General features: G+C 72.5%; 14 protein-coding genes. 11 read left to right on the top strand and 3 right to left on the bottom strand.

All coding sequences use genetic code 11. From position 1 onward, the window contains the following. Window positions 1-12: 12 nt before the first annotated feature. Window positions 13-831: a DUF3097 domain-containing protein gene (locus BT364_RS03690; RefSeq protein WP_072483583.1), complete on the bottom strand. Its 819-nt coding sequence runs from the start codon at window positions 829-831 to the stop codon at window positions 13-15. 23 nt (window positions 832-854) lie between these two features. Continuing rightward, the gene (locus BT364_RS03685; RefSeq protein ID WP_072483582.1) at window positions 855-1577 is read right to left on the bottom strand and encodes an MBL fold metallo-hydrolase; all 723 of its coding nucleotides are present in this window, start codon (window positions 1575-1577) and stop codon (window positions 855-857) included. Between the two features lie 198 nt (window positions 1578-1775). On the opposite strand from BT364_RS03685, the gene hrcA reads away from it, so the two are divergent. The 9 genes from hrcA (at window position 1776) to BT364_RS03640 (ending at window position 12341) form a co-directional block, all read left to right on the top strand. Then, window positions 1776-2792, top strand: a complete 1017-nt coding sequence (gene hrcA, locus BT364_RS03680) for a heat-inducible transcriptional repressor HrcA (protein ID WP_072483581.1) — start codon at window positions 1776-1778, stop codon at window positions 2790-2792. After that, entirely contained in the window at window positions 2793-3929 is a 1137-nt protein-coding gene (gene dnaJ, locus BT364_RS03675; RefSeq protein ID WP_072483580.1) for a molecular chaperone DnaJ, read from the top strand. Window positions 3930-4053: 124 nt separating this feature from the next. Further along, complete coding sequence (locus BT364_RS03670) at window positions 4054-5127, top strand: nitronate monooxygenase (RefSeq protein ID WP_072483579.1); 1074 nt, start codon at window positions 4054-4056, stop codon at window positions 5125-5127. Then, window positions 5124-5870: a 16S rRNA (uracil(1498)-N(3))-methyltransferase gene (locus BT364_RS03665; RefSeq protein WP_072483578.1), complete on the top strand. Its 747-nt coding sequence runs from the start codon at window positions 5124-5126 to the stop codon at window positions 5868-5870. Before BT364_RS03670 ends, BT364_RS03665 begins: the two co-directional genes overlap by 4 nt. 171 nt (window positions 5871-6041) lie before the next feature. Then, window positions 6042-6530 carry a hypothetical protein gene (locus tag BT364_RS03660; protein ID WP_072483577.1) on the top strand — a complete coding sequence of 163 codons (489 nt, stop codon included), beginning with the start codon at window positions 6042-6044 and terminating at the stop codon, window positions 6528-6530. A gap of 80 nt (window positions 6531-6610) precedes the next feature. Further along, window positions 6611-9844 (top strand): S41 family peptidase, encoded by a 3234-nt coding sequence (locus tag BT364_RS03655; protein WP_072483709.1) that lies wholly within the window; start codon window positions 6611-6613, stop codon window positions 9842-9844. A gap of 169 nt (window positions 9845-10013) precedes the next feature. Continuing rightward, the gene (locus BT364_RS03650; protein WP_072483576.1) at window positions 10014-10373 is read left to right on the top strand and encodes a histidine triad nucleotide-binding protein; all 360 of its coding nucleotides are present in this window, start codon (window positions 10014-10016) and stop codon (window positions 10371-10373) included. A gap of 18 nt (window positions 10374-10391) precedes the next feature. Continuing rightward, window positions 10392-11300: a ribonuclease Z gene (locus tag BT364_RS03645; RefSeq protein ID WP_072483575.1), complete on the top strand. Its 909-nt coding sequence runs from the start codon at window positions 10392-10394 to the stop codon at window positions 11298-11300. A gap of 48 nt (window positions 11301-11348) precedes the next feature. Continuing rightward, window positions 11349-12341 (top strand): adenosine deaminase, encoded by a 993-nt coding sequence (locus BT364_RS03640; RefSeq protein ID WP_072483574.1) that lies wholly within the window; start codon window positions 11349-11351, stop codon window positions 12339-12341. On the opposite strand, the gene BT364_RS03635 is transcribed toward BT364_RS03640, so the two are convergent. After that, window positions 12305-13660, bottom strand: a complete 1356-nt coding sequence (locus BT364_RS03635; protein WP_072483573.1) for an MFS transporter — start codon at window positions 13658-13660, stop codon at window positions 12305-12307. The two genes, BT364_RS03640 and BT364_RS03635, sit on opposite strands and share 37 nt — an antisense overlap. Before the next feature lie 337 nt (window positions 13661-13997). Between BT364_RS03635 and BT364_RS03630 the strand changes: the two genes are divergently transcribed. Together BT364_RS03630 and BT364_RS03625 are read left to right on the top strand one after the other, a co-directional pair. Beyond that, window positions 13998-15122 (top strand): carbohydrate kinase family protein, encoded by a 1125-nt coding sequence (locus BT364_RS03630; RefSeq protein ID WP_072483572.1) that lies wholly within the window; start codon window positions 13998-14000, stop codon window positions 15120-15122. A 142-nt stretch (window positions 15123-15264) separates the two neighbouring features. Beyond that, complete coding sequence (locus tag BT364_RS03625) at window positions 15265-16296, top strand: PhoH family protein (RefSeq protein WP_072483571.1); 1032 nt, start codon at window positions 15265-15267, stop codon at window positions 16294-16296. Window position 16297: the final 1 nt, after the last annotated feature.

Genomic DNA, 16297 nt, shown 5'->3' with positions numbered 1-16297 from the left:
GCCGGAGGGGCCCTACTCCGGCGCGGTCACGAAGTCGATCAGGTGTTCTACCGAACCCAGCAGTGACGGCTCCAGGTCGCGGTACGAGCGGACCGTGGACAGGATGCGCTGCCAGGCCGCGCCGGTGTTCTCCGGCCAGCCGAGCGCGCGGCACACGCCCGTCTTCCAGTCCTGGCCGCGCGGTACCGCCGGCCAGACAGTGATGCCCACGGAGGACGGCTTCACCGCCTCCCACACGTCGATGTAGGGGTGGCCGACCACCAGCACGTCCGCGTCCGACACCCGGTCGGCGATCCGGGACTCCTTGGAGCCGGGGACCAGGTGGTCGACCAGGACGCCCAGCCTGGCGTCCGGGCCGGGGGAGAACTCGCGCACGATGGCCGGGAGGTCGTCGATGCCCTCCAGGTACTCGACGACCACGCCCTCGATCCGCAGGTCGTCGCCCCAGACCCGCTCGACCAGTTCCGCGTCGTGCCGGCCCTCCACATAGATCCGGCCCGCCCGCGCGACCCGGGCGCGCGCCCCGGGGACCGCGATCGAACCCGAGGCCGTACGAGTGGGGCGCACCGGAGCGGCGGACGAGGGGCGGACGAGGGTGACCACCCGCCCCTCCAGCAGGAAGCCGCGCGGCTCCATCGGGAAGACCCGGTGCTTGCCGAAGCGGTCCTCCAGGGTCACCGTCGGACCCTGTGCCGTCTTCTCGCAGCGGATCACCGCACCGCAGAATCCGGTGGAGACCTCCTCCACGACCAGATCGGTTTCGGCGGGGACCTCGGGAACGGGGGCGGACCTCTTCCACGGCGGGGTCAGGTCCGGCTGGTAGCTGCGCACCGGACGACGATAGGCCCTGAGGGTCACGACACGCCGAAGCGTACGGCCAGCTGTTCGCGCTGGTCCCGTACGAACGCCGCGTCCACCACCGCCCCGTGCCCCGGTACGTACACCGCGTCCTCGCCGCCCAGCGCCAGCACCCGGTCCAGCGCGGCGGGCCAGCGGGCGGGGAACGCGTCCCGGCCCGCCTGCGGTTCGCCGGACTCCTCGACCAGGTCGCCGCAGAGCACGATCGCGGGGGAGCCGGGGACCACCGCCACCAGGTCGTGGCCGCTGTGCGCGGGGCCCACGTCGGCCAGCAGCACCTCGCGCCCGCCGCCCAGATCGAGCGTCCACTCGCCGCACACCTGGTGCTGCGGGACCACCAGCGCGTCGACGGCCTCCGTCGCGTCGTGCTCACCGACCCCCTGGCGCACCGCCGAGGTGTGCAGATCCGCAGCCCCCCGCTCCAGCAGCTCCGCCAGGCCGACCGCCCCGTACACCTCGGCGCCGGAGAACGCGGCGGTGCCCAGGACATGGTCGAAATGGGGGTGGCTGAGTGCGATATGCGTCACCCTCCGGCCCAGCAGAGCCTGGGCCTGGGCCTTTACCTCGGCACCCTCACGGAGCGTCGATCCGGTGTCGTAGAGCAGCACTCCGTCCGTCCCGGCCACCAGTGCGACCGTCGCGTCCCATCCGGGAAGGCGGCGCCGGCCCACTCCGTGACCGAGTCGCTCCCACCCGAACTCTTCCCAAGAGGCATCCATACCGGGACGCTATCGGCAAACGACCTGCGCGGTCTCGCGGTAGCGTGGCCGGTCGCCCTTGCTAGGTCCCCACTCGGCCGCCGTACACTGGCCGGGGGATTGCTGGCACTCGCGTTGACAGAGTGCCAAGCGGATTCCTGGGCAGAGAAACAGGAACGTCCCGAGAACCACCGAGGAACACAGCTGGAGGTGTGCGCGATGCTCAGCGAACGCAGACTCGAAGTGCTCCGCGCCATCGTCCAGGACTATGTCGGCACGGAGGAGCCCGTCGGCTCCAAGGCGCTCACCGAGCGGCACAAGCTGGGGGTCTCCCCGGCGACCGTCCGCAACGACATGGCGGTGCTGGAGGACGAGGGCTTCATCGCCCAGCCCCACACCAGTGCCGGACGCATCCCGACGGACAAGGGCTACCGGCTCTTCGTCGACAAGCTCGCGGGGGTCAAGCCCCTCTCGTCGCCGGAGCGCCGTGCCATCCACAATTTCCTCGACGGCGCGGTCGACCTCGACGACGTCGTGGGCCGCACCGTACGGCTGCTCGCGCAGCTGACCCGGCAGGTCGCCATCGTGCAGTACCCCTCGCTGACCCGGTCGACGGTGCGGCACGTGGAGCTGCTGTCGCTGGCGGCCGCCCGGCTGATGCTCGTGCTCATCACGGACACCGGCCGGGTCGAACAGCGCATGATCGACTGCCCCGCCCCGTTCGGCGAGACCTCTCTCGCCGATCTGCGGGCCCGGCTCAACAGCCGGGTCGTCGGCCGCCGCTTCGCGGATGTCCCGCAACTGGTGCAGGATCTGCCGGAATCCTTCGAGAGCGAGGACCGGGGAACCGTGTCCACCGTGCTCTCCACCCTGCTCGAAACCCTCGTCGAGGAGACGGAGGAGCGGCTGATGATCGGCGGCACCTCCAACCTCACCCGCTTCGGGCACGACTTCCCTGTGATGATCCGGCCGGTGCTCGAGGCACTGGAGGAGCAGGTCGTGCTGCTGAAGCTGCTCGGCGAGGCCAAGGACTCGGGCATGACCGTACGTATCGGGCACGAGAACGCCCACGAGGGGCTCAACTCCACGTCCGTCGTCGCGGTCGGCTACGGTTCGGGCGACGAGGCAGTCGCCAAACTCGGCGTGGTCGGACCGACCCGCATGGACTACCCCGGAACGATGGGAGCGGTACGCGCAGTGGCACGTTACGTCGGACAGATCCTGGCGGAGTCGTAAGTGGCCACGGACTACTACGCCGTACTCGGCGTGCGCCGCGACGCATCCCAGGACGAGATCAAGAAGGCATTCCGTCGGCTCGCCCGCGAGCTGCACCCGGATGTGAACCCCGATCCGAAGACCCAGGAGCGGTTCAAGGAGATCAACGCCGCCTACGAGGTGCTGTCGGACCCGCAGAAGAAGCAGGTCTACGACCTCGGCGGCGACCCGCTGTCCGCCTCCGGCGGCGGTGGCGCGGGCGGATTCGGACAAGGTGGCTTCGGCAACTTCTCCGACATCATGGACGCGTTCTTCGGTACGTCGTCGCAGCGCGGACCTCGTTCGCGCACCCGGCGCGGCCAGGACGCGATGATCCGGCTGGAGATCGATCTGGCCGAGGCCGCGTTCGGCACCACCAAGGACATCCAGGTCGACACGGCCGTCGTCTGCACGACGTGCAGCGGCGAGGGCGCCGCCCCCGGCACCTCCGCCCAGACCTGTGACATGTGCCGCGGCCGCGGCGAGGTCTCCCAGGTCACCCGGTCCTTCCTCGGCCAGGTCATGACCTCGCGGCCCTGCCCGCAGTGCCAGGGCTTCGGCACGGTTGTGCCGACCCCGTGCCCGGAGTGCGCCGGCGACGGCCGCATCCGGTCGCGGCGCACGCTCACCGTGAAGATCCCCGCCGGTGTCGACAACGGCACCCGCATCCAGCTCGCGGGCGAGGGCGAGGTCGGCCCCGGCGGCGGCCCGGCCGGCGATCTGTACGTGGAGATCCACGAGCTCTCGCACGCGGTGTTCCAGCGCCGGGGCGACGACCTGCACTGCACGGTCACCATCCCCATGACGGCGGGCGCGCTCGGCACCAAGGTGCCGCTGGAGACGCTCGACGGCCTGGAGGAGGTCGACATCCGGCCGGGCACCCAGTCCGGCCAGTCGGTCCCGCTGCACGGACGCGGCATCACGCATCTGCGCGGCGGCGGGCGCGGCGATCTCATCGTGCACGTCGAGGTGATGACCCCGACGAAGCTGGAGCCGGAGCAGGAGCGACTGCTGCGGGACCTGGCGAAGATGCGCAACGAGGAGCGGCCCACCGGCCAGTTCCAGCCCGGCCAGCAGGGGCTGTTCTCCCGGCTGAAGGACGCCTTCAACGGCCGCTGACCGGTCTGCCGCACCCTTTCCGGACGCCGGACGGGCCCGCTCGACGGGCCCGTCCGGCGTTTGAGTACAAAGCGGACCTTGTCCCGCGCGCCCCGCGCCGCGCCGGACGTGACACGATGCGGTCATGTCATCCGCGTTGACCGATCTCTGCCGGTATCCGATCGTGCAGGCCCCGATGGCGGGCGGCTCGTCCGGTCCGCAGCTCGCCGCAGCCGTCTCCGAGGCGGGCGGGCTCGGCTTTCTCGCCGCCGGGTACAAGACGGCCGACGGCATGTACAACGAGATCAAACAGCTGCGCGGGCTGTCCGGTCGGCCCTTCGGCGTCAATCTCTTCATGCCGCAGCCGGCGCTCGCCGACCCGAGCGCCGTGGAGGTGTACCGGCACCAGCTCGCGGGCGAGGCCGCCTGGTACGAGACCCCGCTCGGCGACACGGACTCCGGCGGCGACGACAACTACGACGCCAAACTCGCCATCCTCCTGGAGGACCCGGTTCCGGCCGTCTCGTTCACCTTCGGCTGCCCGACCCGCGACACCCTCGACGCGTTCGCCGGCGTCGGCACGTACACCGTCGTGACGGTCACCACGCCCGAGGAGGCCCAGGCCGCCCAGTGGGCGGGCGCCGACGCGGTCTGTGTCCAGGGCATCGAGGCGGGCGGCCACCAGTCCACCCACCGCGACGACCCGCAGACCGACGGCACCGGGATCGGGCTGCTCTCGCTGGTGTCCCAGGTCCGTGAGACCGTGCAGATACCGATCGTCGCCACGGGCGGGCTGATGCGCGGCTCCCAGATCGCCGCGGTGCTCGCCGCGGGCGCGGAGGCGGCACAGCTCGGTACGGCGTTCCTCGCCTGCCCCGAGTCGGGGGCGAGCCCGCTGCACAAGCAGGCGCTGACCAACCCGCTGTTCGTACGGACCGCCCTGACCCGGGCGTTCTCCGGCCGCCCGGCCCGGGGCCTGGTCAACCGGTTCATGCGCGAGCACGGACCGTACGCCCCCGCCGCCTACCCGCAGGTCCACTATCTGACCGCCGGGCTGCGCAAGGCGGCGGTGAAGGCCGGGGACGCGCAGGGCATGGCGCTGTGGGCGGGCCAGGGACACCGGATGGCACGCGAGCTGCCCGCGGGCCGGCTGGTCCGGCTGCTCGCCGAGGAACTGGACGCCGCACGGACGGCAGTGAGCACAGGGAGTACGCAGTGACCGCACCGGTCTTCGTCGTCGAACAGGTCCCCGAGGGGCCCGAGTTCGTCCTGGAGGGGCCCGAGGGCCGGCACGCCGTGTCGGTGAAGCGGCTGCGCGCCGGCGAGGAGGTCGTGCTCACCGATGGGCGCGGCCACTGGACGGAAGGCGTAGTCGGCGCCGCCGAGGGCAAGGACCGGCTCGTCCTCACCGGCCTGGGCGCCGTCCGGGAGGAGCCCGTGCCCGGACCGCGCATCACCGTCGTCCAGGCCCTGCCCAAGGGCGACCGCGGCGAGGTCGCCGTGGAGACGATGACGGAGACCGGCGTCGACGCGATCGTGCCCTGGCAGGCGGCGCGCTGCATCACGCAGTGGAAGGGCGACCGCGGCCTCAAGTCCCTCGCCAAATGGCGCAACACCGCCCGGGAGGCGGGGAAGCAGTCCCGCCGGGTGCGCTTCCCCGAGGTGGCCGAGGCGATGACGACCAAGCAGGTCGCGGCGCTGCTGGACGCGGCGGACTTCGCGGCCGTGCTGCACGAGGACCGGGGGCACGACAGCGAGCCGCTGGCCACCGTCCGGCTCCCCGCCCAGGGCGAGATCGTGCTCGTCGTGGGTCCCGAGGGCGGTGTGTCGCCGGACGAGCTGGCGGTCTTCGCCGCGGCGGGCGCCCGGACCTGCCGGCTCGGGGCGAGCGTCCTGCGTACCTCGACGGCGGGCACGGCGGCGACGGCACTGCTGCTGGGGCGCACCGGCCGCTGGTCGTGACCCCTGTCGTGAGCCCCGCCGTGCGCCCGCTGTGCGCCCCGTCGCGTGCGCCGGAGCCGCTCGCGGTTCCGGCCGCAAGCCGTCTACCGCTTCGCGGGCGAACGGTGGGAAGCTGCCCGTATGGGGACAACAAGGGCATGGGCCCGGGGAAGAGAACGGCGCTTTCTGGCCGTGTCCGCACTCGTGGTCGCGGCGGTCGCGGGTGCTGTGGGCTGTGAGCCCGTGGGCGGACTGAACTCCGTGTCCATCGCCGTGACCACCGATCAGGCCGGCACCGGCGCACTGGAGCGCAACGGGGTCGACGTGCGGTGGCTGAACTGCACCGCCGGAGTCGACGGGGAGGGGCTCGGGATCGGGGTTGCCTCGCCCGCCGCCTCCGCGCACCGGATCGCGGACGTCGACTGCACCGGCAAGACCGGGAACGGCGAGGCCATCACGCTCACCGGCAAGGTCACCCAGGAGCTCGGCGGGCGGTGTGTGCTCGGCGACCTGACCGCGAAGGCGGGCGGGAGGTCCGTCTTCCGGGCGGATGCGCTCGGCGACTGCGACGACACCCCCACGACCGCCGTGGTGAACCCGCCGCCGGCCGGTGGCGGCGCCGGCTTCCGGCCGACGGTCACCGTCACGGTGACGGTGACCGAAGCGCCCAGGGGCAAGTGAGTCCGGCGGGCGCCCGGCGGCCCGTCGTACTCCGGCCAACCCGGTTACGCAGAGCATGGCCGCGGCCTAGGGTGATCGGTGTGACACAGCCTGCCTACCTCCGATACCCCCATGTCCAGGGCGATTCGATCGCCTTCACCGCCGAGGACGATGTCTGGCTGGCGCCGCTGGACGGCGGCCGGGCCTGGCGCGTCAGTGCCGACAACCGGCCTGTCACCGGCCCACGGATATCGCCCGACGGAACCCGGGTCGCCTGGACGTCCACCCGGGACGGGGTGCCCGAGGTGCACGTCGCACCGGCCGACGGCGGCCCCTCGCAACGGCTCACCTACTGGGGCGACGAGCAGACCGCCGTCCACGGCTGGACGCCCGGCGGCGAGGTGCTGGTCATCAGCGCCCAGGGGCAGGCCTCGCACCGGCGCACCTGGGCCCGGGCCGTCCCGGTCGACGGCGGGCCCGCGCGGACCCTGCCGTACGGGCCGGTGGGATCGCTCGCGTACGGGCCCGGCGGCCGGGTCCTGCTGCTCTCGGTCACGATGGGGCGCGAGGCCGCCACCTGGAAGCGCTACCGGGGCGGCACGGCAGGCAAGTTGTGGATCGAGCAGGAGCCCCCGGCGGACGGCCCGGCGGAGTTCGTACGGATCCACGCGGAGCTCGACGGGAACATCGAGTGCCCGATGTGGGTGGGGGAGCGCATAGCCTTCCTCTCCGACCACGAAGGCGTCGGCGCACTCTACTCCTCGCTTCCCGACGGCTCCGGTCTGCGCCGCCACACCGGCATCGAGGGCTTCTACGCCCGCCACGCGACCACCGACGGCACCCGAGTCGCCTACGCCTCGGCCGGTGAACTCTGGCTGCTGGACGGCCTGGAGGGCGACGGCCCCCGCCGCCTCGACATCCGGCTCGGCGGCCAGCGCACCGACCTCCAGCCGCACTCCGTGCACGCCGGCAGCCACCTCGACTCCGCCTCCCCGGACCGCACCGGCCGCGGCAGCGCCGTCGGGACGCGCGGCGCCGTCCACTGGGTCACCCACCGCGGGGGCCCGGCCCGCGTACTCGCCGCGGAACCGGGCGTACGGGCCCGGCTGCCCCGCACCTTCCAGGCCGACGGCGACCAGCACGTCGTCTGGGTCACCGACGCCGAGGGCGACGACGCCCTGGAGTGCGCACCCGCCACCGGCACCGCCCCCGGCTCCGCTCCGCGCCGCCTCGCCGCAGGTCGCATCGGCAGGGTCCTCGACCTCGCCCCGGCCCCCGACGGCAGCCGGTTCGCCGTCGCCGCGCACGACGGGCGGGTCCTGATCGTCGAGCGGGAGAGCGGCGAAGTCCACGAGGTGGACCGCAGCGAGCACGGCGACGCCTCCGGCCTCGCCTTCTCGCCCGACTCCGCCTGGCTCGCCTGGTCCCACCCCGGCCCCGAGCCGCTCAGCCGGCTCAAGCTCGCCCACCTCGCCGACCTCTCGGTCACCGAGGCCACCCCGCTGCGCTTCCGGGACTTCGCTCCCGCGTTCACCGGCGACGGCAAGCACCTCGCGTTCCTCTCCGAGCGGTCCTTCGACCCGGTCTACGACGCCCATGTCTTCGACCTGGCGTTCATCGGCGCCTGCCGCCCGTATCTGCTCACGCTCGCCGCCACCACACCCTCCCCGTTCGGGCCGCAGCGCCACGGCCGCCCGGCCGAGAAGGAGAAGGGCGGCGGCGAGGGCGACCAGGACAACCCGACCGCGCTGCCCGTCACCCGCATCGACCTCGACGGGCTCGCCGACCGGATCCTGCCGCTGCCCGTCGAGGCCGCCAGCTACTCCACGCTGCGGGCCGCGAAGGACGGGCTGCTGTGGCTGTGCCACCCGGTGACCGGGGTGCTCGGTACGAGCGGCGCCACGCCCGACTCGGGGCGGCCCGAGACCGTGCTGGAGCGGTACGACCTGGAGAAGCTGCGCTGCGAGGAACTCGCCTCGGGCGTCAAGGACTTCGCGGTCAGCGGGGACGGCAAGCGGATCGTCCTGCACACCCGGGGCAAGCTGCGCGTCGTACCGTCCGACAGCCATGTCTCCGCCGACGACGAGGACGGCGGCAGCGACGGCGGCGTCACCGTCGACCTCTCCCGGATCCGGCGGACCCTCGAACCGGCCGCCGAATGGCGCCAGATGTACGACGAGGCCGGGCGCATCATGCGGGACAACTTCTGGCGCCCCGACATGGGAGGCCTCGACTGGGACGGGGTCCTGGACCGCTACCGCCCGGTGCTGGAACGGGTCGCCACCCACGACGACCTGATGGACCTGTTGTGGGAGGTGCAGGGGGAGCTCGGCACCTCGCACGCCTATGTGAGGCCGTCCGGCGGATGGTGCGACGACTCGGCCCGGCAGGGGCTGCTCGGCGCGGACATCTCCCGTGCGGAGGACGGCGGTTGGCGCATCGACCGGATCCTGCCGTCCGAGACCTCCGACCCGGAGGCCCGCTCGCCGCTCGCCGCGCCCGGGGTGGCGGTGCGCGCCGGGGACACGATCCTCGCCGTCGACGGCTGCCCGGTCGACCCGGTGACCGGGCCCGGCCCGCTGCTCACCGGCTCGGCGGACAAGCCGGTCGAGCTGACCGTCTCGCCGGTGGACGGCGGCGACCCCCGCCATGTCGTCGTCGTACCCCTCGCCGACGAGGAGGCGCTGCGCTACCACGCGTGGGTCGCCGGCCGGCGGGCGTATGTGCACGAGCACTCCGGCGGGCGCCTCGGCTACCTCCACGTCCCCGACATGGTCGGCTCGGGCTGGGCGCAGCTCCACCGCGATCTGCGGATCGAAGTGGCCCGCGAGGGGCTGGTCGTGGACGTCCGGGAGAACCGCGGCGGCCACACTTCGCAGCTGATCGTGGAGAAGCTCGCCCGCCGCGTCGTCGGCTGGGACATGCCGCGCGGCAGGCTGCCGTTCAGCTACCCGCAGGACGCGCCGCGCGGGCCATTGGTCGCCGTGGCCAACGAGTTCTCCGGCTCGGACGGCGACGTGGTGAACGCCGCGATCAAGGCGCTGGGCATCGGGACGGTGGTCGGTACCCGGACCTGGGGCGGCGTGGTCGGCATCGACGGCCGGTACCGGCTGGTGGACGGGACATCGGTCACCCAGCCCAAGTACGCGTTCTGGTTGGAGGGTTACGGCTGGGGCGTGGAGAACCACGGGGTCGATCCCGATGTCGAGGTCGTGATGACGCCGCAGGACCATGTGGCGGGGCGGGACCCGCAGCTGGACGAGGCGATCCGGATCGCGCTGGCGTCACTGGCGCGGACGCCGGCGAAGCGGGCGCCGGAGCTGCCGGAGGCGTAGGGGGTGGGGCGCGGGTGGGGTGCGCCTGCGGCGGGCGTGTGCCCCTGCCCGCCCTTCCCGTAACCGGGGGCGCTGCCCCCGGGCCCCCGCTCCTCAATCGCCGGAGAGGCTGGATTCCGGGCCCGATACCATGCCGTACAACGATCACCGCCTACCGAGGAGCCGCCCCATGGCAGGAGAACCGCAGCCCGACTGCCTGTTCTGCAAGATCGTCTCGGGCGAGATCCCGGCCACCATCGTCCGCGAGACCGAGACCACCGTCGCCTTCCGGGACATCAACCCGCAGGCCCCCACCCACGTACTCGTCATCCCCCGCGTCCACCACCCGGACGCCGCCGCGCTCGCCGCCGCCGAGCCGGCGATCGCCGCCGACATACTGCGTGAGGCCGGGCAGGTCGCCGCCGACGAGAAGATCGTGGACACCGGGTACCGGGTCGTCTTCAACACCGGCGCCGGCGCCGGCCAGACCGTCTTCCACGCGCACGCCCACGTCCTGGGCGGCCGCGGACTGCAGTGGCCCCCCGGCTAGAGCGGCCGGTCGCACACCGTGTCCGTACGCGAACTCGTGGTCCTCGGCACCGCCAGCCAGGTCCCGACCAGACACCGCAATCACAACGGCTATCTGCTGCGCTGGGACGGCGAGGGCATCCTCTTCGACCCCGGTGAGGGCACCCAGCGCCAGATGCTGCGGGCCGGTGTCGCCGCGCACGACATCGACCGGATCTGCGTCACGCACTTCCACGGCGACCACTCGCTGGGCCTGGCCGGGGTGATCCAGCGGATCAACCTCGACCAGGTCCCGCACCCGGTCACCGCGCACTACCCGGCGAGCGGGCAGCACTTCTTCGAACGGCTGCGGTACGCCACCGCCTACCGCGAGTCCGTCGAGCTGACCGAGGCCCCGGTCGACGCCGACGGGGTGCTCGCCACCACCGACGCGTACACGCTCAGCGCCCACCGGCTCTCGCACCCCGTCGAGTCGTTCGGCTACCGGCTCGTCGAGCCCGACGGGCGGCGCATGCTGCCGGAGAAGCTCGCCGAGCACGGCATCAAGGGCCCGGACGTCGGCCGGATCCAGCGCGAGGGCGCCCTCGGCGGCGTCACGCTCGACGACGTCTCCGAGCGCAGGCGCGGCCAGCGGTTCGCGTTCATCATGGACACGAGGCTCTGCGAGGGCGTGCATGTGCTCGCCGAGGGCTGCGACCTGCTGGTCATCGAGTCGACCTTCCTGGACGAGGACGAACGGCTCGCCACCGACCACGGCCATCTGACCGCCGGCCAGGCGGCCCGGGTGGCCCGGGACGCGGGTGTACGGCACCTCGTGCTGACGCACTTCTCGCAGCGGTACGACGACCCGGCCGCCTTCGAGGCCCAGGCCCGCGCGGCGGGGTACGAGGGCGAACTGACCGTCGCCCAGGACCTCGGCCGGGTCCGCGTGCCCACCCGGCACCTCTGAACACACCAGCACCACATCAGCACCACCGTCTGTGAGCGTGAAAAACCCGTGCACCTCCCCAAAGCCGAACTCCACCTCCACATCGAAGGCACCCTCGAACCCGAACTGGCCTTCGCGCTCGCCCGGCGCAACGGCGTGCAACTGCCGTACGCCGACACCGAGGAGCTCCGCACCGCCTACCTCTTCGAGGACCTGCAGAGCTTCCTGGACCTGTACTACGCGCTGATGGCGGTGCTCCGGACCGAGGAGGACTTCGAGGAGCTCGCCGACGCGTACCTCGCCCGCGCCGCCGCACAGGGCGTCCGGCACGCGGAGATCTTCTTCGACCCGCAGGCGCACACCGCCCGCGGAGTCCCGATCGGCACCGTCGTCGAGGGGCTCGGCCGGGCGCTGGACCGCAGCGAGGAGAAGCACGGCATCTCCACCCAGCTGATCATGTGCTTCCTGCGCGACCAGTCGGCCGAATCGGCGCTTTTGACCCTGGAGGCGGCGAAGCCGTATCTGCACCGGATCAGCGCGGTCGGCCTCGACTCGGCGGAGGTCGGCCACCCGCCCGCCAAGTTCCGCGAGGTGTACGAGGCGGCCGCGGCGCTCGGGCTGCGCAAGGTCGCGCACGCCGGCGAGGAGGGCCCGCCCGAGTACATCCGGGAGGCCCTGGATGTCCTCGGGGTGGAGCGCATCGACCACGGGCTGCGCTGCATGGAGGACCCGGAGCTGGTGAAGCGGCTGGTCGCGGACCGGGTGCCGCTCACCCTCTGCCCGCTGTCCAACGTACGGCTGCGCGCCATCGACACCCTGGAGGATCACCCGCTGCGGGCCATGATGGCCGCCGGACTGCTCTGCACGGTGAACTCCGACGACCCCGCCTACTTCGGCGGATACGTCGGGGACACCTTCCACGCCGTCCGCGAGGCGCTCGGTCTGGACCAGGAGCAGCTGCGCACGCTGGCCCGCAACTCCTTCGAGGCGGCCTTCCTCGACCACGACGAGGAGCGCAGGGCGCGCTATCTGTCCGAGGTCGAGGCGTACGCGTTCGACTGACCGGCCCCGCCCGCCGGGCCGGCCGTCCGGAACGCGCCCCGGACCGGGCGCCTGCGGCGCACGGGCAGGCTGATCTCCGTGACGGCCTGCTCGGGCGCGCCCAGCTTGGGCACGGCGCCCGGCACCGCTCCGGTGGTGACGGCGAGCAGCGCGGCCGGGGCGCCGCCCCTGCGGCGCACCGATCCCGGCACCAGCGGGCGGCCACCGGTGTGCAGGGCGACGGCCGTGACCGGGGCCGCGACCAGGAGGGTGAGGGCGCCCAGGATCAGGCCCATGACCGGGTAGCCGGCCTGCTCGGACAGCACACTGCCGAGCATCGGCCCGCAGGCCACGCCGACGGAGGACGTGGAGCCTGCGAGGACCGCCCAGCGGCCGCGTACGTCCAGGGAGGCGGCCAGGCCGATCAGGTACGACAGGACCACGGGGTAGACCGTGTTCCAGAGGATCTCGCCGGTCGCGAACTGGCCGAGGCTCCCGGCCGACGAGCTGAGCACGATGCTCGCCGCGATGATCACGGTGCCCAGACCGATCGGCACCGCCCGGCCGAGCCTGGAGCCCAGCACCCCGGCGCCCATCACCCCGAGCAGACCCGCGCCGAGCGCGGCGGCGAACACCGCGCCGATGGTGACCTCGGAGAGCCCGACCCGGTCCACCCCGATCCGGCTGCTGACGCCCCACAGCGCGTTCTGCGCCATGGACCAGACGAGCATGCCGCCCGCGAGCACCAGACCGGAACGGCGGTGCGGCAGCCGGGCGGCGGCCGGGGCGGTGGGGCCGGCGGGCACGGCGCCGCCGAGCCGTGCGGTGGCCGGCCAGACGACCAGGGCGACCAGGGCGATCGAGGCGAACGGCAGCCGGTGGCCGCCGCCGAGGTGCGGGATCGTCAGATAGAGGGCGCCCGCCGTCGCGGAGACGCTGAGCAGCCCGAGCGACGAGGTCCGGTGCGGATCGCGCTGGGCGGCGATGCCCGAGGCGGCCACCGCGGTCGCCGTACCGGAGCCGAAGCCGCCGATCATCGCGCCCATGACCACCAGCGGCACCGACCCGGCCAGGGCGGCGCAGCCGTACCCCGCCATGGCCAGTACCAGCCCGATCCGGGCCGGCCGCCGCGGCCCGTACGTCTCGACTCGGCCAGCCAGCGTGAACCCGGCGGTCGCCGAACTCAGCAGCAGGGCACTGCCGACCAGACCGGACTGCGCCGTACTGAGGCCGAGACAGACGGAGAGCCGCCCGACGATGGTGGGGAGCAGATAGGCGGCGAGGTAACCGGCGGTGAACACGGCGACCAGGGGCCACGCGGCGCGAGGGCGCGAGGACATGGGCGTTCCTGAAGACATGCCGATACGGCAGAGAAGGCAGGGGAGGGCAAAGCGGGAAATGCGGGGAATTCGGGCCACTCGTCGGCAACCGTCGCCGAAGGGGCTCGCGGGCCAATTTGTATCAACCGCGGCCAGCCGGCCGAAAGGCGCCCTCGTGTGATCTGGGTCACTTATGTGTTTACGTTCCGGGGGTACGGGTAGCAGCGCATGTTTATGCAGGTCAGTGGCTGGATGTGGGGCGCTGCGGCGGGCCTTCCCGCGCCGACGGCGCGCACCCTCCGGTTGCGGCGGTGAATCGGGCACACTGGCCGGATCTGCCACGACCGGGGAGTGCAAGGTGAGCACGGACATTCCAGGTATCGACCCACTGGACGGGCTGCGCGCCCCGCAGGACCCGGACTGCGACGTCTTCCTCACCGGCACGGTCTTCCTCGACATCATCTTCACCGGCCTGGACAGCGCCCCGGTGCGCGGCACCGAGTCCTGGGCCCGCGGCATGGGCTCCAGCCCCGGCGGCGTCGCCAACATGGCCACCGCCCTGGCGCGACTGGGGCTGCACACCTCGCTGGCCGCGGCCTTCGGCGACGACCACTACGGGGAGTACTGCTGGGACGCCCTGGAGCAGGGCGAGGGCATCGACCTGTCCATGTCGCACACCGTCCCCGGCTGGCACTCGCCGGTGACCGTCTCGATGGCGTACGAGGGCGAGCGGACGATGGTCTCGCACGGCCACGAGGCCCCCGGCCCCGAGGGCGCCCACGGAGCCGCCCTCCTCGCCGGGGAAGCGTCCTTCCCGCGCTGCCCGCCCCGCGCCCGCGCCGCCGTCGCCTCGCTCGCCCCCGGCCGCAGCGAACCATGGGTCGCCACCGCGGCCCGCAACGGCGCCCGGATCTTCGCCGACGTCGGCTGGGACGAGACCGGCCGCTGGGACCTGGACGCCCTCGCCGACCTGGAGCACTGCCAGGCCTTCCTCCCCAACGCCGAGGAGGCGATGCGCTACACCCGCACCGACTGCCCGCGCGCCGCCGCCCACGCCCTGGCCGAGCGCGTGCCGCTCGCCGTGGTCACCCTGGGCGCGGAGGGCGCGTACGCGGTGGACTCGGCGACCGGGGAGAGCGCCGAGGTGCCCGCGATCGAGGTCGAGGCGCTCGACCCCACCGGTGCCGGCGACGTCTTCGTCGCCGGTTTCGTCACCGGCACCCTGGCGGACTGGCCGCTGGCCGACCGGCTGGCCTTCGCCGGGCTGACCGCGGCGCTCTCGGTCCAGGAGTTCGGCGGATCGCTGTCGGCGCCGGGCTGGGCGGAGATCGCCGCCTGGTGGCAGCAGATCCGCACCCTCGCCGACCAGGACCCGGCCGCGCTCCAGCGGTACGCCTTCCTGGAGGAACTGCTGCCCGCCGCCGCCCGGCCCTGGCCGCTGCGCCGCGCGGTCCCGACGATCGGCTTCCGGCATCCCGCCTGACGGCCGGGCACGGCTGTTCGTGAGCGTGTGCGAAAAAGCCCTCGGTGTTGTCGGTGCGGAGTCGTAGGCTTGTAGATCCGAGAGGTTGTCGATCGGCGAGAACCTTGCAACGGGAGGTATGTGCAGGCCACAGAGCCGGCCCATGACTCAGACACCCACAGCCCAGACCCCTGCGCCGAGGCAGGCGCGAGCCCACTTCACCGTCCCCGCCAGCCATCCGATGGTGACCGTTCTGGGTTCGGGCGACGCCTTGCTGCGCGTGATCGAGACGGCCTTCCCGGCGGCCGACATCCACGTCCGGGGAAATGAGATCAGCGCCGCCGGGGACGCGACGGAAGTCGCTCTGATCCAGCGCCTGTTCGACGAGATGATGCTGGTGCTCCGCACCGGTCAGCCGATGACGGAGGACGCAGTGGAACGCTCGATCGCCATGCTCAGGGCGACGGAGAGCGGCGAGGGGGACGGCGAGGAGACACCGGCCGAGGTGCTCACCCAGAACATCCTCTCCAGCCGCGGTCGCACGATCCGCCCCAAGACGCTCAACCAGAAGCGGTACGTCGACGCGATCGACAAGCACACGGTCGTCTTCGGCATCGGCCCCGCCGGTACCGGCAAGACCTATCTCGCCATGGCGAAGGCCGTCCAGGCCCTGCAGTCCAAGCAGGTCAACCGGATCATCCTGACCCGGCCCGCGGTCGAGGCGGGCGAGCGGCTCGGCTTCCTGCCCGGCACGCTCTACGAGAAGATCGACCCGTATCTGCGCCCGCTCTACGACGCGCTGCACGACATGCTCGACCCCGACTCCATCCCCCGGCTGATGGCCGCGGGCACGATCGAGGTGGCGCCCCTGGCGTACATGCGTGGCCGTACGTTGAATGACGCGTTCATCATTCTCGACGAGGCGCAGAACACCAGCGCCGAGCAGATGAAGATGTTCCTGACCCGGCTCGGCTTCGACTCGAAGATCGTCATCACCGGTGACGTCACCCAGGTCGACCTGCCGAACGGCACCAAGAGTGGTCTGCGCCAGGTCCAGGAGATCCTGGACGGCGTCGAGGACGTCCACTTCTCCCGGCTCACCTCCCAGGATGTCGTCCGGCACAAGCTCGTCGGCCGTATCGTCGACGCGTACGAGAAGTACGACAACCGAGACAGCCACAACGGGAAGCAGTAGC

It is taken from the genome of Streptomyces atratus (assembly GCF_900119365.1).
Taxonomy (GTDB): Bacteria; Actinomycetota; Actinomycetes; order Streptomycetales; family Streptomycetaceae; genus Streptomyces; species Streptomyces atratus_B.
Note: the sequence above shows the minus strand (reverse complement) of the source record. Positions and strands in the feature narration are given on the sequence as shown.